Origin of the sequence: Pseudomonas sp. MWU12-2319, from assembly GCF_023242525.1 — a bacterium.
Lineage (GTDB): Bacteria > Pseudomonadota > Gammaproteobacteria > Pseudomonadales > Pseudomonadaceae > Aquipseudomonas > Aquipseudomonas gingeri_D.
This window is the reverse complement of the sequence record NZ_JALJES010000007.1, coordinates 1-22,560: the sequence shown is the minus strand read 5'-3', so window position 1 is coordinate 22,560 and position 22,560 is coordinate 1. Positions and strand designations below refer to the sequence as shown.

26 protein-coding genes are annotated in these 22,560 nt (G+C 59.9%); 9 read left to right on the top strand and 17 right to left on the bottom strand.

Annotated elements, in window-relative coordinates:
* Positions 1-27: 27 nt before the first annotated feature.
* From M5C01_RS13310 to feaR, 5 genes are all read left to right on the top strand, one after another.
* The gene (locus tag M5C01_RS13310; RefSeq protein WP_152742350.1) at positions 28-984 is read left to right on the top strand and encodes a p-hydroxyphenylacetate 3-hydroxylase reductase component; all 957 of its coding nucleotides are present in this window, start codon (positions 28-30) and stop codon (positions 982-984) included.
* Between the two features lie 146 nt (positions 985-1,130).
* On the top strand, positions 1,131-2,036 hold the full coding sequence (locus M5C01_RS32895) for a methyl-accepting chemotaxis protein (protein WP_152742351.1): 906 nt from the start codon (positions 1,131-1,133) through the stop codon (positions 2,034-2,036).
* A 260-nt stretch (positions 2,037-2,296) separates the two neighbouring features.
* Positions 2,297-3,796, top strand: a complete 1,500-nt coding sequence (locus M5C01_RS13295) for an APC family permease (protein WP_152742352.1) — start codon at positions 2,297-2,299, stop codon at positions 3,794-3,796.
* On the top strand, positions 3,777-4,361 hold the full coding sequence (locus tag M5C01_RS13290; RefSeq protein WP_152742371.1) for a DUF3156 family protein: 585 nt from the start codon (positions 3,777-3,779) through the stop codon (positions 4,359-4,361). Before M5C01_RS13295 ends, M5C01_RS13290 begins: the two co-directional genes overlap by 20 nt.
* A gap of 122 nt (positions 4,362-4,483) precedes the next feature.
* Complete coding sequence (gene feaR, locus M5C01_RS13285; RefSeq protein WP_152742353.1) at positions 4,484-5,446, top strand: transcriptional regulator FeaR; 963 nt, start codon at positions 4,484-4,486, stop codon at positions 5,444-5,446.
* 62 nt (positions 5,447-5,508) lie between these two features.
* Here feaR and M5C01_RS13280 read toward each other — a convergent pair whose 3' ends face one another.
* The 6 genes from M5C01_RS13280 to M5C01_RS13255 form a co-directional block, all read right to left on the bottom strand.
* Entirely contained in the window at positions 5,509-6,276 is a 768-nt protein-coding gene (locus tag M5C01_RS13280) for an SDR family oxidoreductase (protein ID WP_152742354.1), read from the bottom strand.
* On the bottom strand, positions 6,269-7,069 hold the full coding sequence (locus M5C01_RS13275; protein WP_152742355.1) for an SDR family oxidoreductase: 801 nt from the start codon (positions 7,067-7,069) through the stop codon (positions 6,269-6,271). The genes M5C01_RS13280 and M5C01_RS13275 overlap by 8 nt, the downstream gene beginning before the upstream one ends.
* On the bottom strand, positions 7,062-7,883 hold the full coding sequence (locus tag M5C01_RS13270) for a molybdenum cofactor biosynthesis F family protein (protein ID WP_152742356.1): 822 nt from the start codon (positions 7,881-7,883) through the stop codon (positions 7,062-7,064). The genes M5C01_RS13275 and M5C01_RS13270 overlap by 8 nt, the downstream gene beginning before the upstream one ends.
* A gap of 85 nt (positions 7,884-7,968) precedes the next feature.
* Entirely contained in the window at positions 7,969-8,628 is a 660-nt protein-coding gene (locus tag M5C01_RS13265) for a helix-turn-helix transcriptional regulator (RefSeq protein ID WP_152742357.1), read from the bottom strand.
* 52 nt (positions 8,629-8,680) lie between these two features.
* The gene (locus M5C01_RS13260) at positions 8,681-9,046 is read right to left on the bottom strand and encodes a cupin domain-containing protein (RefSeq protein WP_100940245.1); all 366 of its coding nucleotides are present in this window, start codon (positions 9,044-9,046) and stop codon (positions 8,681-8,683) included.
* 50 nt (positions 9,047-9,096) lie between these two features.
* On the bottom strand, positions 9,097-10,395 hold the full coding sequence (locus M5C01_RS13255; protein ID WP_100940246.1) for an FAD-binding oxidoreductase: 1,299 nt from the start codon (positions 10,393-10,395) through the stop codon (positions 9,097-9,099).
* A gap of 232 nt (positions 10,396-10,627) precedes the next feature.
* On the opposite strand from M5C01_RS13255, the gene hpaR (M5C01_RS13250) reads away from it, so the two are divergent.
* A complete protein-coding gene (hpaR, locus tag M5C01_RS13250; RefSeq protein ID WP_152742372.1) occupies positions 10,628-11,050 on the top strand; it encodes a homoprotocatechuate degradation operon regulator HpaR in 423 nt (140 codons plus the stop codon).
* A gap of 128 nt (positions 11,051-11,178) precedes the next feature.
* On the opposite strand, the gene hpaI is transcribed toward hpaR (M5C01_RS13250), so the two are convergent.
* From hpaI to M5C01_RS13210, 8 genes are all read right to left on the bottom strand, one after another.
* Entirely contained in the window at positions 11,179-11,979 is an 801-nt protein-coding gene (gene hpaI, locus M5C01_RS13245; protein ID WP_152742358.1) for a 4-hydroxy-2-oxoheptanedioate aldolase, read from the bottom strand.
* A gap of 18 nt (positions 11,980-11,997) precedes the next feature.
* Entirely contained in the window at positions 11,998-12,801 is an 804-nt protein-coding gene (gene hpaH / locus M5C01_RS13240; RefSeq protein ID WP_152742359.1) for a 2-oxo-hept-4-ene-1,7-dioate hydratase, read from the bottom strand.
* A 13-nt stretch (positions 12,802-12,814) separates the two neighbouring features.
* Positions 12,815-14,119, bottom strand: coding sequence for an MFS transporter (locus tag M5C01_RS13235; RefSeq protein ID WP_152742360.1), 1,305 nt, complete (start codon positions 14,117-14,119; stop codon positions 12,815-12,817).
* Between the two features lie 49 nt (positions 14,120-14,168).
* Positions 14,169-14,561, bottom strand: coding sequence for a 5-carboxymethyl-2-hydroxymuconate Delta-isomerase (locus M5C01_RS13230; RefSeq protein ID WP_152742361.1), 393 nt, complete (start codon positions 14,559-14,561; stop codon positions 14,169-14,171).
* A 49-nt stretch (positions 14,562-14,610) separates the two neighbouring features.
* Positions 14,611-15,468 (bottom strand): 3,4-dihydroxyphenylacetate 2,3-dioxygenase, encoded by an 858-nt coding sequence (hpaD, locus tag M5C01_RS13225; protein WP_152742362.1) that lies wholly within the window; start codon positions 15,466-15,468, stop codon positions 14,611-14,613.
* A gap of 108 nt (positions 15,469-15,576) precedes the next feature.
* Positions 15,577-17,037, bottom strand: a complete 1,461-nt coding sequence (hpaE, locus tag M5C01_RS13220; protein WP_152742363.1) for a 5-carboxymethyl-2-hydroxymuconate semialdehyde dehydrogenase — start codon at positions 17,035-17,037, stop codon at positions 15,577-15,579.
* Between the two features lie 5 nt (positions 17,038-17,042).
* The gene (locus M5C01_RS13215; protein WP_152742364.1) at positions 17,043-17,813 is read right to left on the bottom strand and encodes a fumarylacetoacetate hydrolase family protein; all 771 of its coding nucleotides are present in this window, start codon (positions 17,811-17,813) and stop codon (positions 17,043-17,045) included.
* A gap of 11 nt (positions 17,814-17,824) precedes the next feature.
* Positions 17,825-18,481, bottom strand: coding sequence for a fumarylacetoacetate hydrolase family protein (locus M5C01_RS13210; RefSeq protein WP_152742365.1), 657 nt, complete (start codon positions 18,479-18,481; stop codon positions 17,825-17,827).
* Between the two features lie 189 nt (positions 18,482-18,670).
* Between M5C01_RS13210 and hpaA the strand changes: the two genes are divergently transcribed.
* Together hpaA and hpaR (M5C01_RS13200) are read left to right on the top strand one after the other, a co-directional pair.
* The gene (hpaA, locus tag M5C01_RS13205; protein WP_152742366.1) at positions 18,671-19,573 is read left to right on the top strand and encodes a 4-hydroxyphenylacetate catabolism regulatory protein HpaA; all 903 of its coding nucleotides are present in this window, start codon (positions 18,671-18,673) and stop codon (positions 19,571-19,573) included.
* A 237-nt stretch (positions 19,574-19,810) separates the two neighbouring features.
* Positions 19,811-20,233, top strand: a complete 423-nt coding sequence (gene hpaR, locus M5C01_RS13200; RefSeq protein ID WP_152742367.1) for a homoprotocatechuate degradation operon regulator HpaR — start codon at positions 19,811-19,813, stop codon at positions 20,231-20,233.
* A gap of 283 nt (positions 20,234-20,516) precedes the next feature.
* Here hpaR (M5C01_RS13200) and M5C01_RS13195 read toward each other — a convergent pair whose 3' ends face one another.
* Both M5C01_RS13195 and M5C01_RS13190 read right to left on the bottom strand, forming a co-directional pair.
* A complete protein-coding gene (locus M5C01_RS13195; RefSeq protein WP_178130053.1) occupies positions 20,517-20,951 on the bottom strand; it encodes a DUF6678 family protein in 435 nt (144 codons plus the stop codon).
* 120 nt (positions 20,952-21,071) lie between these two features.
* Positions 21,072-21,533, bottom strand: coding sequence for a hypothetical protein (locus M5C01_RS13190; RefSeq protein ID WP_248764327.1), 462 nt, complete (start codon positions 21,531-21,533; stop codon positions 21,072-21,074).
* Between the two features lie 325 nt (positions 21,534-21,858).
* Between M5C01_RS13190 and M5C01_RS13185 the strand changes: the two genes are divergently transcribed.
* Complete coding sequence (locus M5C01_RS13185; RefSeq protein ID WP_152742369.1) at positions 21,859-22,107, top strand: hypothetical protein; 249 nt, start codon at positions 21,859-21,861, stop codon at positions 22,105-22,107.
* Positions 22,108-22,189: 82 nt separating this feature from the next.
* On the opposite strand, the gene M5C01_RS13180 is transcribed toward M5C01_RS13185, so the two are convergent.
* Positions 22,190-22,560, bottom strand: a 371-nt coding sequence (locus tag M5C01_RS13180) for a hypothetical protein (RefSeq protein WP_248764326.1), incomplete at its 5' end; no start/stop codon positions are given.

The window sequence follows — 22,560 nt, the reverse complement described above, 5'->3', positions numbered from 1 at the left end:
CTCCTGGAAGCAGTCCGGGAGTCTTGCATGTCTGAGAACAGCGTTTGCGCCGCCCCTGAAACGACCTTCGATCCACGAGCGTTTCGCCGGGCTCTGGGCAATTTCGCCACTGGCGTGACCGTGGTCACCGCCGCCACTGCCTCCGGACGCAAAGTCGGCGTCACGGCTAACAGTTTCAACTCGGTGTCCCTGGATCCGCCTCTGGTGCTGTGGAGCATCGACAAGCGTTCCAACAGCCACGAGGTTTTCGAGCAGGCCAGCCATTTTGCGGTCAACGTGCTGGCGGCGGATCAGATCGACCTTTCGAACAATTTCGCCCGCCCCAAGGAAGATCGCTTCGCTGAAATCGAATTTGAAGCGGGTGAGGGTGGCTCGCCGGTGTTCGCCGATTGCTCGGCGCGCTTTCACTGCGAGAAATACCAGCAGGTGGATGGTGGCGATCACTGGATCATGATCGGCAAGGTCGTCGCCTTCGATGACTTTGGCCGCTCGCCTTTGCTCTATCACCAGGGCGCTTACTCCATGGTCCTGCCCCATACCCGCATGACCAAACGGGATGAAAGCCAGCCGCCGAGCAGCCATTTCCAGGGCCGTCTGAGCCACAACCTGTATTACCTGATGACCCAGGCGGTACGTGCTTATCAGTCCAGTTACCAACCCCGGCAATTGTCCACTGGTTTGCGTACCAGCGAGGCGCGGATGTTGATGGTGTTGGAGAGCGATGCCGGCCTGAGCGCGAGCGAGCTGTTGCGTGAGGTGGCGATGCCCGTACGGGAAATCGCCGAAGCCGTGGCCAACCTCAGGCGCAAAGGTCTGGTCAATGACGATGATGGCCGTGTGCGCTTGACCGCCGCCGGTATCGAGCAGACCGAAGATCTCTGGGCGATTGCCCGCGAGCAGCAGGACAAGGTCTTCGCTGATTTCGGCGCAGCACAGATCGAAACGTTCAAGATGGTCCTGAAGACGCTCATCAGCCATTGCTGACTGTCCTGTCATTCTCTACGGCGCCTGATGGCGCCGTTTTGATTGATGGCAGGCAGGAACAAGCGTGACAGCAGTCTCGTGCAAGCAATCACCCAGGGTTTGCGATCAGATCCAGTGTTTCGACTCGATGAACAAAGGACAGGCTGATGTTCTTCAAGAGACATAAACAGCGGCAAGCGCTCGCCGAGGCTTTACTGCTGGAGCAGTTCGCACAAGAAAGAGCCCAATTCGCAAAGCTCGTGCGGCTGGCTGAGGAACTGGCCAAAGATCAGGCCTCCCAGCTGGAGCGCAGTGAGCAGACCCTCGCAACGCTGGGCCAGCAACTGGATCAGGCGCGGCATCGCGAAGAGACCCTTGAGATCGAGTTGAGCCAGCAGGTTCAGCAGTCCCGCCAACACCAGCAGCAAGCGCAGATCTGGGAGTTGTTACAGTCGACATTGACTGAAGGCTGCTGGGATATCACCGTGGTCAATGGCGATGTTCAGGATCCGGCCAGCTGCATGCGCTTTTCCAATCAGTTCCGCCTCCTGATGGGTTATGCACCGCATGAGCTGCCCGATGGCTGGGATGCTCAGGTTGGCATCACCCATCCTGAAGACTTGCCGAAAATCATGTCGATCTTCGACCGGGAAATCCTCGGCAGCCATGGCAGCGGTGAATACGTCTTCGAATACCGGATGCGCCACAAGACCCGTGACTACATCTGGTGCCGTGAGCGCGGTCGTGCGGTGCGCGATGAGCAGGCCCGGCTCTGTCGGGTGATCGGCGCGGTACGTGATATCAGCGACGAGCGCTCGGCCAAGGCGAGCCATCAGCAAATGCTTGAGCAGAACCAGGCTACCTATGGCCAGATAGCCATGGTGGTGGGGGTGATCAAGGGCATTGCCGACCAGACCAATCTGCTCGCCCTGAACGCGGCTATCGAAGCGGCACGGGCCGGCGAGGTCGGGCGCGGGTTTTCCGTGGTGGCCGACGAAGTGCGCAAACTGGCTGAAAGCACCCGCCAGGCGACGCATCAGATCCAGACCATGTTGCATCAGCACAAGCAATGACGCTATTGAGGCGCTGCACGGGCGGCTCCTGACGGTCAACGGATTGCAGGCATTGATCCTGCCAGCCAAGCGTGGAATCTTGGCAGGGAGCAACAAAACCAGCGGCAGACATGGGCAAGACGATCAGAGTGGGAGGGGCGCAAAGTGCTTGGGCACAGGGCGCCGTTTCGATCAGGGACTGGCTGGGGAGGGCATGAGCGCCGGTTCCCTGAACGGCTCGCTCCATTCACTATAAAAATCCGCTTTCGAGGATCTGCAGCATGTCGATCAATGACAGACTCACCGAGCATTTGAACCGGGGTACGGTTGGTTTTCCCACCGCGCTGGCCAGCACCATCGGCCTGATCATGGCCAGCCCGGTGATTCTCACCGCAACCATGGGCTTTGGCATCGGCGGCAGCGCCTTCGCGGTGGCGATGCTGATCGCCGTGGTGATGATGCTGGCCCAGGCGACCACTTTCGCCGAAGCCGCATCAATCCTGCCGACCACCGGCTCGGTCTACGACTACATCAATTGCGGCATGGGCCGTTTCTTTGCGATCACCGGCACCTTGTCGGCCTACCTGATCGTCCATGTCTTTGCCGGCACCGCGGAAACCATCCTGTCCGGGGTCATGGCGCTGGTGAACTTCGAGCACCTCAATACCCTGGCCGAGTCGGCCGGTGGCTCCTGGTTGCTGGGTGTGGGCTTCGTCATAGTGTTTGGGGTTCTCAATGCCTTCGGCGTCAGCGCCTTCGGCCGGGCCGAGATCATCCTGACGTTCGGCATGTGGACCACCCTGATGGTGTTTGGCGTGCTCGGGCTGATTGCGGCGCCGGCGGTGCAGCTTGACGGCTGGTTTGGCGTGTCGTTGGTGGGCACCGACTTGGTGACCATCCTGTCGTTGGTGGGCATGGCCATGTTCATGTTCGTCGGTTGCGAGTTCGTCACACCCCTGGCACCTGACCTGCGTCAGTCGGCCAAGGTCATGCCCAAGGCGATGATACTGGGGCTGCTCGGCGTAGCGACCTGTATGTTTGTCTACGGCGCGGCAATGAAGCGCCAGGTGGAAAATGTGATGCTGGATGCGGCCAACGGCGTGCATCTGCTGGATACACCCATGGCCATTCCGAAATTCGCCGAGCAGGTGATGGGCCATATCGGGCCGATGTGGCTCGGTATCGGCTTCCTGTTTGCTGGTGCAGCGACCATCAATACGCTGATGGCCGGGGTACCGCGGATTCTCTATGGCATGGCGGTCGACGGGGCGTTGCCCAAGGTCTTCACCTACCTGCATCCGCGCTTCAAGACCCCCGTGCTGTGCATTCTGGTGGCGATGCTGATTCCTTGCCTGCATGCGCTGTACCTGCACGGCAACACCGACAACATCATGCACCTGGTGCTGGCCGCCGTATGTGCCTGGAGTTTTGCCTACCTGCTGGTGACGCTGTCGGTGGTGATCCTGCGAATCCGCCGTCCCGATTTGCCTCGGGCCTATCGCTCGCCGTGGTTCCCGCTACCGCAGGTTGTCTCGAGCGTCGGCATCCTGCTGGGCATGTGGTTTATTACGCCGCCCGGCATGAATCCGGCGGACATCTATGTCCCCTTTGGTGTGATGCTCGGCTGCACGGCGCTGTACGCGCTGTTCTGGACCTTGGTCGTGCAGAAGGTCAATCCATTCAAGCCGGCATCGGTGGAAGACGTGCTGGCCAAGGAGTTTTCCCATGAAACGGGGCACACTCACAGCGGGTATGGCGAGCATGCTGCAAAAACTGTCTGAGCTGTTCAGTGCCCAGCGCGCCCCGGCCGGCTATCGGCCGGGGGTAACCCTCGAGCATCTGCGCCGCAACCTTGGCCTGGCCAGTTTCGAGCAGGCCGGACCCACGGCTGCCCGGGTTTCGTTGGATGCTGACAGCCTGCAAGTGGAGATCGTCGAACGCACCGAGTCGCAGTTGTTGATGCACCTGGTCATGACCGAGTTCGTGATCCGGGTGCCTGCTTCTCGGGTGGGCATGGCGACCTTCGAACTGCACCATAGCGGGGCTGTTCGGCGGACGGGAATCCGCTGTCGCCAGCGGGTGGGGGACACCGCGCTATTGGCCGAGCTGCAAGCCCGCTTGCAGGCCGACGGCGCGCTGTACCAGGCCTTGATGCCGCTGGACTTCAAACGCTTGCGCATCGAGCTGCAAGGGCAGCAGTGGTGCGTGCGGCTGGAGCATATGGGCGGTAGCGAGGTGGTCAATCGGATGCCGGCCTTCCGGCGTTATATTGCTTTGAGCGGCGAGCAGCGCAACAGCCTGTTCGACACGCTGGCGGGTTTTCAACGGATCTTGCGCAACCTCTGATTTGGATCGCGAAATTGGCACTGTTAGTGCTTCTGCATAGGGCATCACGTACTTGTTGCGCACATATAGATAACATGTTAACTATTGTCCAACAAAAACAAGAAGCCATTATGGAGAGCCCCATGAGCATCCATCAGTCTGCGCAAGACGGGTTAGAAACCTGGACCCGGGATCTGCGAGCAGCCTGTGGTCATTTCGACACAGAACTGGCCCACAACCGTACGCTGTTCATTGGCGAGGTCTCCGAGTTTTCTCGCGGGGGCCTGCCTTTGGCGACTTTGCGCACCAATGCCGGGCTGATCAAGCGCGACAAGCCCAACGCCGATCACGACAACGAACAGGATTGCTTTCTGGTCAGCCAGCGCGGCGGTCATTGCCAGATTACCCAGTACGGTCAGAGTATCCAGTTGGCCCCCGGCGACCTGCTGCTCATGGATTCGGCGGGCTCCATCGAAATCAGCCCATTGGGACTGATCGAACACGTGTCGGTCTCGTTGTCACGCCATGAGGTGTGCAAACAGCTCGGCAGCCAATCCAAGACGTTCGGCAAGATTTCCTCAAGCAAGGCCTGTGGGCGGATGCTGCATGTGCTCATGGATCAGTTGTGCAAGGACACCTGGGTCGGTGAGGGTGCGGTCGGCGAGGGCGAGGCGCTGCAGTCGGCGTTCGTCTCGCTGCTCGGCTCGGCATTCGAGCAAGACCCGGTGTCGGGGGATGAGGTTGCGCCCTTGCAGGGCAACAGCCTGCGCAACTATGTGCAGAAAGTCATTGATGAGTCCCTGACCCAGCCAGGCCTGAGCCCGGTAGGCCTGGCCAATCGCCTGAATATTTCGGTGCGGCATTTGTATCGGCTCTTCGAAGAGCAGGACGACAGTGTTTGCCGCTACATACAGCGGGCCCGGCTCAAACGCAGCGCCGATGACCTGACCAATCCGTTCCTGCGCAGCGAGTCGATTACCTCGATCGCCTACAAGTGGGGCTTCACCGATTCGGCGCACTTCAGCCGCTCGTTCAAGAAACAGTTCGAGCTGTCACCCAAGGATTTTCGTTCCAGTCATTTGCAGCAGGCTATGGGCGCTGCGTGAACCTCTGGATGTAAAAAGGGGGCTTTGCAAAGCCCCCCCTTCCAGTAGGAAAGAACCTTGTATCAAACCTCCGGCAAGGTCGAGCCACCATCGACCACCAGCGTCTGTCCGGTGATATAAGCCGCCAGATCCGAAGCCAGGAACAGCATTGCTCCGGCAATATCCGCAGGCTTGCCCAGCCGTCCCAGGGGGACCCGGCTGGCGATCGTCTCGTTCAGGTGCGCATCCCCCAGATTACCCATGGCTGGCGTGGCGATCATGCCGGGCTCGACGCCATTGACCCGCACGTTATACGGGGCCAGTTCCAGCGCGGCGTTGCGGATGAAACCGTTGACTCCGGCCTTGGACGCCGCGTAGTGGCTCAAGCCCGGGTAGGCTACCCGCGGGCCGGTGACCGATGAGGTCACCAGCACGCAACCTTGACCCTGGCGCCGGAACATCGGCAGCGCCGCCTGGGTCAGCCAGAACAACGCCGAGAGATTGACCGCCAGGGTACGTTCGAGAATAGCGGGGGTGATCTCAGTGAAGGGTGTCAGCGGAAAATATCCGGCGTTGTGTACCAGGATATCCAGACGCCCCAGGCGTTGCTCCAGATCCTGGACCCGTTCGAACACTGCTGTGGCATCCGCCAGATCGACGCACACGGCTTCGACCTGACACGCCTGCCCGGACAACTCGTCGGCCAGCACTTGAGCCAGGGGCAGTTGCAAGTCGGCGATCACCACATGGGCACCGCGCAGGGCAAAGGCTTCGACGATGGCGCGGCCGATGCCCTGGGCACCGCCAGTCACCAGTACGGTACGACCGCTGAAATCCAGGTCTTCAGGCATGAGACGGCTCCATATGGGTATAGGCCAGTGTCGGTACGTCGACGATGCTCGAGCCGCCGTCGGCCACCAGGGTCGCGCCGGTTATGATCGACGCTTCGCTGGACGCCAGGAAGCGACAGACCTTGGCGATTTCCTCGGCACTGGCCGGCCGGCGCAACGGCACGTCGGCGCAGACCCGGTCATAGGCTTGCTGCAGCGTCTCGTCATAAAACGCCATCAGCGGCTGCATTTCCTGATCAGCCATGGGCGTGCGCACCCAGCCCGGACACACGACATTCACGCGTACCCCGCGTGGGCCGTAATCCCTGGCCAGGGACCGGTTGAGGCCGAGCAAAGCATGCTTGGCCGTGGTGTAGCCGCAGACTTCCGGCCCCGCTGCCAATGAGGCAATCGAGCCGATCAGCACGATATTGCCGGCCTTCTCCAGCAGCAGCGGAAGGCACGCCCGGGCGCTGTAAAAGGCGCTGTCGAGGTTGCTGCGTAGCGCCGCGGCCCAGGTTGACGGGCTGGTCTGAGTGGCGCTGCCCAAACCATGGCCACCGGCACAGGCCAGCAGCACATCGAGCCGGCCGAAGCGCTGACGAATCTGCGCGACAAAGCCTTCCCAGGTGTCCGGGCAGGCGGCGTCACCCACCAGCACCAGGCCGCCGGTTTCTTCGGCAACCTGCTCCAGGGGCTCGCGACGCCGACCGATCAGCACCAGGTTGGCGCCTTCGGCGGCGTACAGGCGAGCGCAGGCGGCACCGATGCCTGTTCCAGCACCGGTGATCACGACGGTACGTGGCTCAAGCATCGGGATACTCCGTACGGTTGAGCACCTGGCAGTAGGAACTGATGGGAAAGTTCGACAGGTCATCGAAGGACGCCCCGGCATAGCCGAAGATCTTGCCGTCACTACGGTGTTGTTGCAGGTCGATCAGGACCAGGCCGAGGGTCGGAATGATCTTTTCACGCCAGACGAACAGGTACAGCTCATGGGCGATTTTGTAATAGTGGCAGCGGTCGGTGTCACACAGGCCCTGCTCGACGCCCTTGAGACACTGCCAGGCATAGAATTGATCGTTGAGGTAGATGTGTTCGTAGACCTCGCTCGGGCTGTAGCGATACAGGTTGCGCAGGCCTGTCAGTTCGCGGGTCGGTGCGTGAGGGCAGTGGCCCTCCTGCCATGGGCGATCCAGGCTGCCGTGCAGGAAATTCACTTCCACCGAGGTCAACGGCTTGCTGGCCAGGGCGCGACTGTAAAGGCCTTCACGAGTTTGTTCCTGGCTCGGCATACGGCCGACCACGGCGGTGAAGGCCGCGTGGGCGGTATCGAGTACCAGGCTGACCGACCACGCCTGGGCGCCTTCGCGCTTGATAAAGTCCACCAGGTACAGGCCGGGGCGTACCGAGGTTGCCCGATAGTCGGCCGTGCCGCTGGAGTGGCCGTCGGCAGCGCTCCAGGACAGGCATTCGCGGTCGAAGCGATGTTCGATCTGCCAGCCATTGGCGAAGTACAGGGTGAAGGTCTTGCCGTGCAGGTCGGCCAGGTTGGGCAGGATGAAGGCTTCTGGGGCAAAGCCGTCGGCCAGGGCGCCAACGGTGATCCAGTCTGAGGGTGTGGTCATGAGCATGCTCCGGTTGGGTGAATGAACCTCCCGGATCATGCCGCTCTGCGAGTGGCCCGCCCATCAACCGAATGGTTGAAGCGGACTATAGAAACAGGCTGACGACCAACTCGGTGCGGCTGCTCACTCCGGTCTTGCGGAACAGGTTGATCAGGTGGGTCTTGATCGTCGGCAGCCCCACTGCAAGCTCCTGGGCCAGCTGTTTATTGCTGGCGCCCTGGCGCAGCAAGAGCGCGATCTGGCGCTCCTTGGGGGTGAGTTCGAGCAATGCGCCTTCGCAGGGCTGCATGTTGGCAACAGCCATTTGCAGCAGGGATTGCAAGGCATTGAGTTGGGCCAGTTGATCGCCGGTGAAGGCGCCTTGTTCGGCGGTACGCAATAGCGAGATCGCCGCCTGCGGCTGGCCGGCGCGCTGGGCGAGGACCTCCACCACGTCGACTACGCCGTAGCGCTGCAGGAAATGTTGATAGCGACGACTGTCCCGTGGTGGTTGCCGGGACATGGCCAGGCCCAGGGGCACCACGGTCAGCCCGCTGGACAGGCAGTTGCGTGGTTGCAGTGGGTCGAACTGACGGTAGTTGTCCAGATAGTCGCGATGCATGTCGTCACTCATGCCTTGCAATTGGAAGTCACGGGCTTGTAGATGTCGGTCGACACAGTAGAAAGCCGCCTGACTTACAGGTACCAGCTGGGTGAAAGCCTGCAGGCAATGGCTGGCGACTTCTTGGGAGGGGATGGCGTTCATGCTTGTTGACCTGCGCCAAGGGGCTGCCGGTGGGCGCCGGCAGCCGTGTCGATCAAGCAACGGCGAAGTAGTGTTTGACGAAGCTTTCGCTGACGACTTCCCAGAGTACCGGTGTGCCTTTGGTCACGAACCAGCTGTCACCGGCCTTGTAACGGGTGCTCTGGCCGCTGGCTTCGTCGGTCAGGATCACTTCACCGGTCACCACGGTGGCTTGCTCGGCGAAGGGATAGACCATCCGGAACTTGCCCTGGGTGGTGCCGAAGTAGGCACTGCTGACCGCATCTGTAGGGGCGCCGAAGGTCATTTTGCCGAAGGCTTTGACTTCGCCTTCGAGGATCTGCGAGCCGAGGTCGGCCACAGTGCCCCAGGCGTCGAGTTCGGAGAGCTGAATGTCTTTCTTGAGGGTGGTAAGGGTCATGGCAGTTGCTCCTGATGAGTAAAAAGTGAAAGGGAAGAGCGCCTTGAGCGTTAGCGGCGCCCGTTCCAGTAACCCGAGAGTTGGTGCCAGGATTTTCCGGCGGTCAGTATCACTGGGCGGATCGCGTCCTTGCCGATGATGGTCGGGCGGGGGATCGAACTGACCAGGTCATAGCGTGCCGAGCCTTCACTCATGCCTTCGGCCAGCACCTTGCAGATGATGTGACTAGGGGTGACGCCGAAACCGGAATAGCCTTGGACGTAGAAGGCGTTGCGGCGCCCGGGGAGGGTGCCGATCTGAGGGAACAGATTCGGGCTGCAGGCCATCGGGCCGCCCCAGGCCAGGTCGATCTTCACGTCCTTGAGGTAGGGGAAGATCTTCAGCATCAGGTTGCGGTTCCAGGCCTTCAGGTCCTGTGGGATATGTTCGACCAGCGGCGTGGCGGCGCCGAACAGCAGGCGGTTTTCGTTGGTGACACGGTAGTAGTCGATCACCGGGCGAATGTCGCTGTAGGCGCCGCGAATCGGGCTGATACGCTGGATCAACTCGTCCGAAAGCGGCTCGGTCATCATCTGGAAGGCGTAGGTATTGATGGTCGAGCGGTGCAGCTCGGGCTCCAGCTTGTTGAGGAAGCTGTCGCAGGCCCATAGCAGCTTGCTGGCCTTGACCGAGCCGCGTCCGGTACGCACGGTGATGCGTTCGCCGTAGCTGACTTCCAGGGCCGGGCTGTTCTCGAAAATCCGCACGCCGTGGCTGACCACGGCCTTGGCTTCACCGAGTAGCAGGTTCAGCGAGTGGACATGGCCACCGCCCATATGCAGCAGGGCACTGCTGTAGGCGTCGGAGCCGATGATCTGCTTGACGTCGGAACCGCCGAGAAAGCGGATCTCATGTTGGGTATTGATCGACTTGAAGTCTTTTTCCCAGGCTCGCAGGGTCTTTTCCTGGCGGGCATTGAAACCCATGTAGCCGTAGCCGTGGCAGAAGTCGGCATCGATGTCGTACTTGGCGATGCGGTTCTTGATGATGTCGGCGCCCAGGTCGCTGATCTCGAAGATCTGGCGCAGGCCATCTTCGCCGACGTCCTTCTTGATCTTCTCCAGGTCGTGACCGATGCCGGCCATGATCTGCCCGCCATTACGCCCGGTGCCGCCAAAACCCAGGTAACGCGCTTCCAGCACGACGATATTGGTGATGCCTTTTTCGGCGAGCTCAAGGGCGGTGTTGATACCGGAGAAACCACCGCCAATGATGACAACATCGGCTTCCACATCCTGCTCCAGGGTCGGGAAACTGAGGTTGTATTTCTTGGTGGCCGTGTAATAGGTAGGCGTTTCGATATTGATCATGGCGCAGCCTGAAAAGTGAAGGAAAGCTCAATGCAGGGACTTCAAGAAGCTCTGTCGCGGATAAGGCTTATTAAGGGCCAAGGCGCGCCGGATGTCTTGATTCTCTGTGCCGGGCTTTTTGATTCAGCACGCCAGAGCCTTCGCCAGCCCCACAAGTTATGGCGTGTCATGGGTTGGACAATGCTAGAATTTCGTTAAATTATTAACTAAGTTTGCCGTGACCCTGACGCCGATGCTCAAACCCCGACAATCCCTGACGTTGACCCTCTTGCAAGCCCGTGAAGCGGCCATGAGTTTTTTCCGACCCTCGCTCAATCAGCATGGTTTGACCGAACAGCAATGGCGGGTTATCCGTATTCTCAGCCAGCACGATGAGCTGGAAATCTACCAACTGGCCGAGCTGGCCTGCATTCTCAAACCGAGCATGACCGGCGTGCTGGTCCGCATGGAGGCGGCGGGTATGGTTCATCGGCGCAAGGCCGAGCAGGATCAGCGGCGTGTGCTGGTGAGCCTGGCGGAAAAGGGCAAGGCCAGTTTTGAATCCATGGGCCAGTGCATGGAAGAGAACTACCAGCGGCTGCAGGCGCAGTTGGGGGAGGAGAAGTTGCAGACCTTGCTCGGGTTGCTCAATGAGTTGAAGACCATCAAGCGCTGAACGCCGAGGTCATACTGTAGGAGCGAGCTTGCTCGCGATGGACGTCAACGATGACGCGGGATAGCTGATACCCCGCGGTGCCTGGACTACCATCGCGAGCAAGCTCGCTCCTACAGGGGGCGCGCGTTTTAGTACACGCCACCGGCCTGGGGCGGTGCGGGTGCATCCTTGAAGGCGGCGGCGAGGGTTTGCAGGCCCCGCATCAGCACCGTGGTGTCGACACCCACGGCGACGAACGCCGCCCCCAGCTCGATATAGCGTCGGGCGAGTGCCTCGTCGGCACTGAGAATGCCAGCCGCCTTGCCGGCGTTCCTGATCCGCACGATGGCGTCCTCGATGGCCGCCTGCACCTCGGGGTGCCCGGGGTTGCCACGATGGCCCATGGACGCACTCAAATCCGCCGGACCGATAAACACTCCGTCGACGCCCTCGACCGCGGCGATGGCATCCAAGTTAGCCAGCCCTTCACGGCTCTCGATCTGCACCAGCAGGCACATTTGTGCATCGGCCTGGTCCAGGTAACCGGGAATGCTGTTCCAGCGCGATGCCCGCGCCAGTGCGCTGCCGACACCCCGTATGCCCTGAGGCGGATAGTGAATCGCGCGCACCAGTTCGAGGGCCTGCGCGGCGCTTTCTACCATTGGTACCAGCAGGGTTTGGGCTCCGATATCCAGCACTTGCTTGATCAGTGCGGTATCGCCGATGACCGGACGGATGATCGCCTGGCTCGCGTAGGGGGCGACGGCCTGCAACTGGCCGAGCATCCCGCGCAGGTCATTAGGGGCATGTTCGCCGTCGATCAGCAGCCAATCGAAACCGGCATTCGCCGCCAGCTCGGCACAGTAGGCATCGGCCAGGCCGAGCCAGAGGCCGATTTGTGTTTCGCCACTTTGTAGGCGTTGCTTGAAGCGGTTGATGGGCATGTCCATGAAACGGTCCTCCAGGAGTCAGACGAAGCGGCAGGAGATGGAGCCCAGCATGTCGTAGTCGACATGGAAGGTGTCGCCCGGACTGGCCGCCACCGGGCGGGTAAAGGAGCCACCAAGGATGATCTGCCCCGGCTGTAGGGTGACGTCGTAAGGCGCCAGTTTGTTCGCCAGCCAGGCCACGCCTTTGGCTGGATGATTGAGCACGGCGGCCGAAACGCCCGATTCTTCGATCACGCCGTTGCGGTACAACACTGCCGGCACCTTGCGCAGGTCGATCTCGGTGGGTCGCACGGCGCGGCCGCCCATGACCACACCGGCGTTGGCAGCGTTGTCGGAAATGGTGTCGAAGACCTTTCGGGTCGCCTGGGTCTGCGGGTCGACCTGTTGAATCCGGGCGTCGATGATTTCCAGCGCCGGGATCACCCATTCGGTGGCATCGAGCACGTCGAAAATCGTGCAGTTCGGGCCCTTGAGCGGCTTGCCAAGGATAAACGCGAGCTCCACTTCCACCCGCGGCACAATGAAGCGCTCGAACGGAATGTCGGTGCCTTCGTCGAAGAGCATGTCATCGAGCAGGGCGCCGTAATCCGGCTCGCTGATATTCGAGGACACCTGCATGGCCCGGGAGGTCAGGCCGATCTTGTGCCCGACCAGCTTGCGCCCGTCCTTGATCTTCTGGGCGACCCAGGCACGCTGGATGGCGTAGGCGTCTTCGATCGTGATACCCGGGTAATCGAGGGAAAATTGCCGAACTTGTTCCCGGGTGCGTTCGGCGCGCTCCAGTTGGGCGGCGGCTTGAAGGATTTGCTGTTGATCAAGCATGACGAAGATCTCTTTACTGTGGGTTGACGATGGCCGCGTGGGTCCGCAGGACCAGGAAGCCGCCAAGGGCGATAAACATTGCCAGGACATACAGGGCCAGGCTGGCGCTCTGGGTGGTGTCGCGCATCCAGCCGATCAGGTAGGGCGCAAGAAACGAGGCGACGCTGCCGAACGAGCTGATCATCGCAATACCGGCCGCCTGGCTGCCGTTGGAAAGAAACGCTGGGGGCAGTTGCCAGAACATCGGCAACGCGGCACTGGCGCCCATGCCGGCGACGATCAGCCCGCTCATCACCCACAGCGGACTGCCCGGCGCCAGGCCGGCCACGGCAATACCGGTGGCGGCCATCAGGAGCGGCACGCACAGGTGCCAGCGGCGTTCAAGATTGCGGTCTGATGAGCGTCCGCAACCGATCATGAAGAAACACCCGGCCAGGTAGGGCACGGCACTGAGCAGGCCAATCTGGCTGTCGCGACCAATGCCGGCGCCGTGGATCAGGGTCGGCATCCAGAACGCCAGGGTGTTGACCGCCAGCATCACAGCGAAATAGATCGCCACCAGTAGCCAGACCTGGGGATTGCGCACAATGCCGTCCAAAGAGGTGATGGACTTGCGTTGTTCTTCGCTGCTGAGTTGCGCCCGCAGTTGTTGTTTCTGCGTCGGGTTGAGCCACTTCACCGTTTCGAAGCTGTCCGGCAGGCACTTGAGCAGCACCAGGCCGAGGATAATCACCGGCGCGCCTTCGATCAGGAACATCCACTGCCAGCCGCGCAGCCCACCGAAGTCATGGAAACGCTCGAGAATGGCGCCGGACAGTGGCCCGCCGATCACCCCGGCCATGGGCACGGCGATAGCAAACAGTGCCGTGACTTGGGCGCGGCGCCGGGCGGGGTACCAGCGATTGAGAAAGACCAGGATCCCGGGAAAGAAGCCGGCTTCGGCCACCCCCAGCAAAAAGCGCAGGACATAGAAGCCGTTGGCGCTGTCGATCCACAACATGCTGCTGGACAGTACACCCCAGACCAGCATCAAGCTGGCGATCCAGCGCCGTGGTCCGACCCGGTCAAGGGCCATATTGCTTGGCACACCGAACAGCGCGTAGGCAATGAAGAACAGCCCGGCGCCGAGGCCATAGACCGTATCGCTGAAGTGCAGGTCGCTACTCATCTGCATCTTGGCGAAACCGATGTTGATCCGGTCCAGGTGGGCGAACAGGTAACAGACCAACAGCAATGGCAGCAGTCGCCGGGTCACGATGCCGTGGGTGCGATCATGCTCGGCAACACTGCGGCTGTCGGCGATATTGGCTGTGCTCATGATGTTGTACTTTTTGTCTGAGTGGCTGTTGGCGGAAGGTGGGCGTGAATCAGCCCGCCTGGTTCTTCAGGAAGGCATGCACATTGTTCTGTTTGAAGTTCAGCTCCGGGTGCAGCTCGATCATTTCGAACGACAGCGCCAGCAACCTCTGTGCTTGCAGTTCGGCGAAATGTTCGGTGATGACCTTGAACAGCGCTTCGGCGACGGCCTGGCGGGTCGGCAGATCCCTCCCGTGGCCGACCTTGAGGGTCATATGGACGAAGGCGTAATCGTGTTTGCCGTCTGCCATGCGCCAGGTGTCCAGGCGCACTCCGCGACTGCGAATCCCACCCAGGGGAAATACGCCGCTGTCTCCCAGGACGGCGTGTACCTTTTCGAATAACGCGGGCAGGTTGGCCTGCTGTTCGATGTTGTCGGTGTACTCGGCGATGAAATGCGGCATGTGCGTCTCCCGGGCCACGAGCAACCCGTGGGTTGCCCGTGAGCGAGTATCAGAGGGGGAAAATGGCGTTGATCTGGCCAGTACCGGAACTGCCGAAGGGCTCGGTCAGCACTTCCACCGGCTTGTTGTATTCAGGGCCGCCGAGCAGGCCGAGGAGCATGGCCGTGTCGTGCATCTTGCCTTCGCCGAAGCAATGCTCTGCGTAGTCCGGGAGCATCGCGCAGAACTCCTTGAAGCGGCCTTGCTTCCACATCTCGACCACGTGCAGGTCCATCTGCTTGTCGAACTCACGGGTCCAGTTATGAATGTTGGCTTCGGCTTCGCGGTCATCGGAGAAACGGTGCGACAGCGACCCTGAGGCCAGTACCAGCACCTTGCGGTCGCTCTTCTCGATGGCCCGGCGTACGGCGGCGCCAAAGGCAAAGCTGTCTTCCAGGCGGTGCCAGGCACACCAGGCGGCAATGGAGATCACCTTGAATTTCTGCTCATCGGGGACGCCCATGTGCATGTAGCGCATCGGCACCAGCGTGCCGTATTCCAGCTCCAGGCTCGGGATGTTATGAGCCATGGTGCGGACCCCGGCCAGATTGGCCTCGGCCGCGATCAACTCGCCCAGTTCCGGGCAGCCCGGGTAGGCGTATTCCATGTTCTTGATGAAGTGCGGCAGTTCGTTGCTGGTGTAGATACCCTGGAACTGTTCGCCGCAGTTGATGTGATAGCCGCTGTTGACCAGCCAGTGCACGTCGAACACCACCGCGGTATCGGCCCCCAGTTCACGGGCGCGACGGCCGATTTCCTTGTGCCCGGCAATCGCCGCTTCGCGACAACCGTGATGCTTGCCGGGCAGTTCGGACAGGTACATCGAGGGTACGTGGCAGATCTTCGCGGCCAGGACGACTTCGCCCATGATGATTCTCCTGAAATTGTTGTTATTCGATTCAATCGGGCGGGCAGTGAAGTCTGCGACAAGCCGATGTTCGGCCCATCCTGCTCTTCAACAGCCGCTACCGGTGGTTCAGACACCCCAGCGCGGGATGTGATGACTGCCCATGGAGATACAGACGTTCTTGATTTCGGCGAAGACTTCGAAGCTGTATTGGCCGCCTTCACGGCCGGTACCGGAACCTTTCACACCGCCGAACGGCTGACGCAGGTCGCGCACGTTCTGGCTGTTGATGAAGACCATGCCGGCTTCGATGCCGTAGGCCAGGCGATGGGCCTTGCCGATGTCCTGGGTCCAGATATAGGACGCCAGACCATATTCGGTATCGTTGGCCAACTGCAGGGCCTCGGCTTCATCCTTGAATGGGATCAGGCACACCACCGGACCAAAGATCTCTTCCTGGGCAATGCGCATCTTGTTGTTCACATCGGCAAACACCGTCGGCTGGATGAACTGCCCGCGACTCAGGTGTGCCGGCAGGTTGGCCGGACGTTCCAGTCCGCCGGCCAGCAAGGTGGCGCCTTCCTCGATACCGATCTTGATGTAGCCGGTGACCTTGTCATAGTGAGCCTGAGTGATCATCGAGCCAACCTGGGTTTTTGGGTCCTGCGGGTCGCCGACGATCAGGCGCTTGGCGCGGGCGGCAAACTCGGCGACGAACTGCGGGTAGACGCTTTCCTGAATGAAGATCCGGCTACCGGCGGTGCAGCGTTCACCGTTGAGCGAGAAGATGGTGAACAGTGCCGCATCGAGGGCGCGGTCCAGATCGGCGTCTTCGAAGATCAGCACCGGCGACTTGCCGCCCAATTCCATGGAGTACTTTTTCAGGCCGGCGGTCTGCATGATTTTCTTGCCGGTGGCGGTGCCGCCGGTGAAGGAGATCGCCCGCACGTCGGGGTGTCGGACCAGTGCGTCACCGGCCGTAGCGCCGTAGCCCTGGATGACGTTGAGCACACCTTTGGGAATACCGGCCTCGACAGCCAGTCGCCCCAGTTCGTTGGCGGTCAGTGGTGATAACTCGGACATCTTCAGTACGGCGGTGTTGCCCAGTGCCAGGCATGGCGCGGTCTTCCAGGTCGCCGTCATGAACGGCACGTTCCACGGCGAGACCAGCGCACAGACACCCACCGGTTGGTACAAGGTGTAGTTGAGCATCTGGTCGTCGACCGGGTAACTGTGACCGTCCATGCGGGTGCAGACTTCGGCGAAGAAATCGAAGTTATGCGAGGCGCGCGGAATCAACACGTTCTTGGTCTGATGGATCGGCAGGCCGGTGTCCAGGGTTTCCAGCTCCGCCAAATGCGGAACATTCTGCTCAATCAGTTCACCGAGTTTGCGCATCAGCTTGGCGCGTTCCTTGGCCGGGGTATTGGCCCACCTCGGGAAGGCCTCCTTGGCTGCAGCGACCGCCTGTGCGACTTCCGCGGCACCGCCGCTGGCGACTTCGCCTATGGCTTCACCGGTGGCCGGGTTGTAGTTGACGAATACATCTTTGCTTTCGACCTCGCGGCCGTCGATCCAATGTTTGATCATAGTGCTCAAGCCTCTTTCCGGGCGGAGAAGAACTCCGCTTCGCTGACGATACGGTTGACCAGGCGACCTACGCCTTCCACCTCCACAATCACTTCATCGCCCGGCACCACATCGGCCAGGCCTTCCGGCGTGCCCGTGGCGATCATGTCGCCAGGTTGCAGGGTCATGAAGCTGGACAGGTATTCGATCAGGTAAGGGATGTCGAAAATCATGTCCGAGGTCGAGCCTTCCTGGCGCAGTTCGCCGTTGATCCAGGTGCGCAGTTTCAGGTTGCTCGGGTCCGGCACATCGGCAACGTCGACGATCCACGGGCCGACCGGCGTCGTAGCATCGCGGTTTTTCACCCGCAGGTTGGGCCGGTAGTAGTTTTCCAGGTAGTCACGAATCGCGTAGTCGTTGCACACCGTGTAGCCGGCCAGGTAGTCCAGGGCGTTTTCACGTTTGACGTTGCGCGCCTGCTTGCCGATGACCGCCACCAACTCACACTCGTAGTGCATGTAGGCGACGTTATCCGGGCGCCAGGTGGTCTGGTTGTGGCCGGTGTAGGTACCGGGGGACTTGATGAAGGCCAGGGGTTCGGTCGGTGGCTTGAAGGCCAGTTCGGCGGCGTGGTCGGCGTAGTTCAAACCCAGGGCGAACATGCTCCCGGTGGCCGGTGGCAGCCACTCGACCTGGGACTCAGCCAGCAGGCGGCCATCGGCCAGGCGCACGGCGTTATGCGCTTCGACCTGGACCTGGTGGACTTCGCCTTCAAAGCGGATACGGGCGTGTTTCATGGAAGCTCCTGTTACTCGGCCACGATGTGGTTGACGAGGCGGCCCAGGCCGCTGATTTCGACTTCGACGGTGTCGCCGGGCTGGACATCGACACGGCCTTCCGGGGTGCCGGTGATCAGCACATCGCCTTCGTGCAGGGTCATGAATTCACTGATTTCGGCGATCAGTTGGGGAATACCCCGCACGAAGTTGGCCGTGGAGTTCTGCTGGCGCAGCTCACCGTTGACGAACAGTTTCAGGTCCAACTGATGCGGGTTGGCGACTTGGTCATGGGGCACCAGTTCCGGGCCCAGCACGCAAAACCCGTCACGGCACTTGGCCTTGACGGCCGGGCGGTAGTAGCTGTCTTCCGGCAAGCTGAACTCATTGACGATGGTGTAGCCGGCCACATGCTCCAGCGCGCTTTCAACGCGGACACGGCTGGCGCTTTTACCGATCACCACACCCAGTGCCGGGCCCGGCTGCAGGCGTTCGCCGTGGGGATGCAGCACCACGCCGTCATGGCTATTGCGGGTGTTGGGCGTCTTGATGAACAGCACCGGTTTGACGGGCGGTTTCTGGTAAGGCGCTTGCTCGAATTCGGCGATACGTTGGTTCAGCAACCCCTGGTAGTTCAGCGCAACGCCGAACAGGGTGCCGTTCGCAAGATCATGCAGGGCACGGCTCATGCTTTTCTCCTGGCAGTGGCGGGGCAGTGACTGCTCCGTTGGATAATCGTTAACCTATTAACGTTATAATTAATATGTTAACTATCGTCAAGCATGGCAAACTCTTCCAGCGCTGGTGAGCCGTGGCAAACCGGCGCAGGATGAAACCCTTGCACGGCCAACACCCCCAACAAGAAAGAGCCTCCAGCGATGATCGATCGTCAGCCGATCCCCAATATCAACATCGGTCAGGTCTACGACCAGCGCTACAGCGATGCCGAGGTGCACTACGACAAACTCGGCAATCTGGCGGGATTCTTCGGTCGCAACATGCCGGTTCACCGCCACGACCGGTTCTTCCAGGTGCATTACGTGAAGAGCGGTGCGGTACGGGTCTATCTGGATGACCAGCAGTACCTCGAGTCGGGGCCGATGTTTTTCCTCACGCCACCGACGGTGGCCCATTCCTTCGTCACCGAAGCGGATGCTGACGGGCATGTGCTGACAGTGCGTCAGCAGTTGGTCTGGGGCTTGATCGATGCCGATCCGAGCCTGGCGCCCGGCCCACAGTTGCCGGCGGCCTGTGTCGCGCTGGGGCGGCTGGCACCGCAGTTCCATCCCGAGGTCAGGAGGTTGGAGTTTCTGTTCGAAGAGCTGTGCAGCGAGATCAATGCTGCAGGCCCGGGGCGCGGGGCGGCGCTGGACAGCCTGACGCGATTGATCATGATCAGACTGCTCAGGCTTTGCGCCAACTCCTTGGAGGCTCGCCCGGCCCGCCATGAAGACTTGCGGATCTTTCATCGTTTCAACGAGTTGATCGAAGACCATTACCTGCAGCATTGGCCGCTGTCGCGCTATGCCAATGGCATTGGTGTGACCGAGGCTCGGCTCAACGATGTCTGCCGGCGTATTGCCGATCTGCCGTCGAAGCGACTGATCCTTGAACGTGTCATGCAGGAAGCCAAGCGCTTGTTGCTGTTCACCGGTGGCTCGGCCAATGAAATCTGCTACCAACTGGGATTCAAGGACCCGGCCTATTTCAGTCGTTTTTTCCAACGCTATGCGCATGTCACTCCGGGAGAGTACCGCCAGCGCCAATCAGGGTTGCGCTGAGCTGGCGGGTTAATTGCGTTGATCTTGCGCTGGATCATGGCAACGGATCAGGTGCGACAGAATGGCGTTTACAGGGAATGAATTGCACTTTTCATAGGTCGTCGCTACCCGGGAGGGGGCTACGGTATTCGTTATGTGGAGAAGGTGAGTAAGGCAGCGGTCGGGCATTGGCCAGTACCTTGCACCGGCTTGCTGGCGACACTAAGCTGCCGACTCGCCCACTCAAGTAGTTCGATTATGGCAAACCCCAGACCTTCACTGACACTGACCCTATTGCAAGCCCGTGAGGCTGCGATGGCATTCTTTCGGCCATCGCTTAACCAGCATGACCTGACGGAACAACAGTGGCGGGTCATTCGGATATTGCGTCAGCAGGGTGAACTTGAGAGCCATCAACTTGCGCAGCAGGCATGCATTCTCAAACCGAGCATGACGGGTGTTTTGAGCCGCCTGGAGCGCGATGGACTCGTACGTCGGCAGAAGTCCAGCCAAGATCAACGGCGTGTGTTTGTGGCACTGACAGAGCGAGGTCAGCAATGCTTCGTCTCCATGAGCGAGGGCATGGAAAGCAACTATCTTAAAATCCAGGAACAGTTTGGTGCGGAAAAAATGGATCAACTGCTGGCTCTGCTCAATGAGCTGAAAAATATCAAACCGTGATCACGCGCTGAGCGGAAAGGGCTCAAAGAATAAAGTTAACATGTTATCGTTGTGCTGCCCTATGACCTCGCCGTGGCGCGCTGCTGTCCATTTCTCTCCCTGAACGCTTGATCGTATTACTCGCGACCCTTGCTCCCTTTGCCCACTTATCCATCGATATGTTTGACCCTGCTGGTGGCGTTGAGGAGGGGGGCTGCATTCAACCCAAAGCAGCCCCCGGCCTCCAGGCTAGATATTGTAATTACCGGGGTGAAGGGTTAAGCAGACTGGCGACTTCACCCTGTCATGCAGGTGGAAAGTCTTCATAGGATTTTGGGAGGTATCCCCAAATTCTCAGAACATCTGCGCGGACCTCAAACTCGAATCCAATCTGTGCGACGACCTTTGATATTTCGTCCGTATGGTCAATGGTTGTAGGTGCAAGCAGCCTTCCTTTTGAGGGGGCTGCTTCTGACAAGCCAATGTCGAACCATTCGACGGACGCAAAGGGGAACGGCAGATGGTAAAACCACTCGACATCCCACTCTGAGATGTGTCCTGTGATGTCCTTGGAACGGTAGGACGGACGCCAACCCTGAAGCTGGCGGAAATGGTCGATCAGCTCATTCCACTTAGTATTGTTAGATGCACTTGCCAGGTTTCTCGCCGCTACGGTCGTAAGGATTTTCTTCCGTATTGCATCATTATGGCCCGCGCCGGACCTCGGTAGTTCACTCACATTCAGTCCTATTGATTTTTGGGTGTTCAAGAATGAATGACCGTTTCTGGCCGGTCGTGGCCTAAGACGCGGTCTGTGCGCAGAGGCTTCGGGAGTCAAGGTCGAGCGTCCGTTCCTGGGTCACGCACTACCCATTTCTTCATACGAAGCATCAATGACCGTGGTGCGCTCATCCCAAGCAATTTCAGCGACATGTCGGATAATTTCGGCTAGCGTCTCAACGTCCACGCCAAGGGTGCTGATGCAGGCCAGTCGGCCAGGTGACCAATCGATAACGGTGCACTTTGGGTACTTCCTTAGCAGCGTGGACAGGGTTTCCTGAGGCCGCTCTTTGCGGGTGTACATGAAGTCAAAGTACGGCGCCCTGGCGTCCTGAAGCGAGTACACCAGAACCCAAGCATTTGATGGCCCGGGAAACCATAGGGTGACGTGACGCTGCACCCATTCCGGACCACCGTGTTTGATGCGGCAAAGTACGTCGATGATAGATTGGCAATCGGGTATTCGGATCATTCGATCAGGTTCAAACTTCCAGCCAGGTTCAGGCTGAGTGGCTGTTTTGCTGGATACACGTGCAACCATTCTTGCTTTTCTCTTCATCGCGTTACTTTAGGTTCGTACGTCTGCTGTGGGCCGGATTCCACAGGTGTCGGTCGGCCGAGGCCAGTCGTTGTGGCAGGTTGAAAACGCCCCAGTAGTGGCCGGTCGACGCTTGAACAGCTTGTAAGTGAATGAACGAGCCCATGAAAGACGTGACACCGTTTCCCCTTACGATACACATGACAGGTTTGGCGCGCTCAAAAAAAGCGGACTAGTGCGATACGCTAACCGATCGACCGTGACGCTCTCAAATTTCTGCTCGCGACCCCGCCAAAGCGGGCATCTCGGTTTTCTAGGAAAATACTCAATGAGCAAATTATCGGCGCTAATCGCTGAAGCAAAGGTTGGGCTTTCAGTTCAACAAAGCATTCCAGAGGCACGATGGGCAGCTATTTCGAAGCAGTGCGGTGGCGATGAAATTGCAGAGATCAGAGCGCGGATAGAGGCGCTTAAAACCGAGTTGGCGTCAGTCGAAGAATGGGATGGCGATACTCAGGATGAGATCAATGTGGCCATTTTCAGGTTCTCCCAACTGCTAAAACTTGCCTCAAGCTAAATCTGCACAGAATCGAGTTACAGAAATAGAAAAGCCCGACAGCGTCGGGCTTGAGTGAGGTGTTGCCGTGGGGCGAGTCAGCTCATGAAGCAAGCAACTCGTCCTTGAGTGACAGGAGCAGATACGGTGTCTCTGGGTCTGTTTCCACCAGGTTTAGTGTCAGCTCCAGAGAGGACTGCTTCGTGCGACGGCGTGTGTGCAGCCGCTGGTAGAGCCCGAAATGAACCTGCCGAGCATCTGGTTGCCGGTGATGCGCTTTGCTCAAGGCGTGTAGCAGATCCGGCAGCCGACTCTCGTAGGTTGAACCACATCGGTGCTGATTGCTCTGCACCGCTTTGTCCCAGGCCAGTGGCGTGACGGACAGTGAATACTTCATCGCACTGACGCGATCTTGGTTCGGTTGTGGGGACATGAGATTTCTCCAGTTCAGAGAATCCCTATGGATGGATGTGG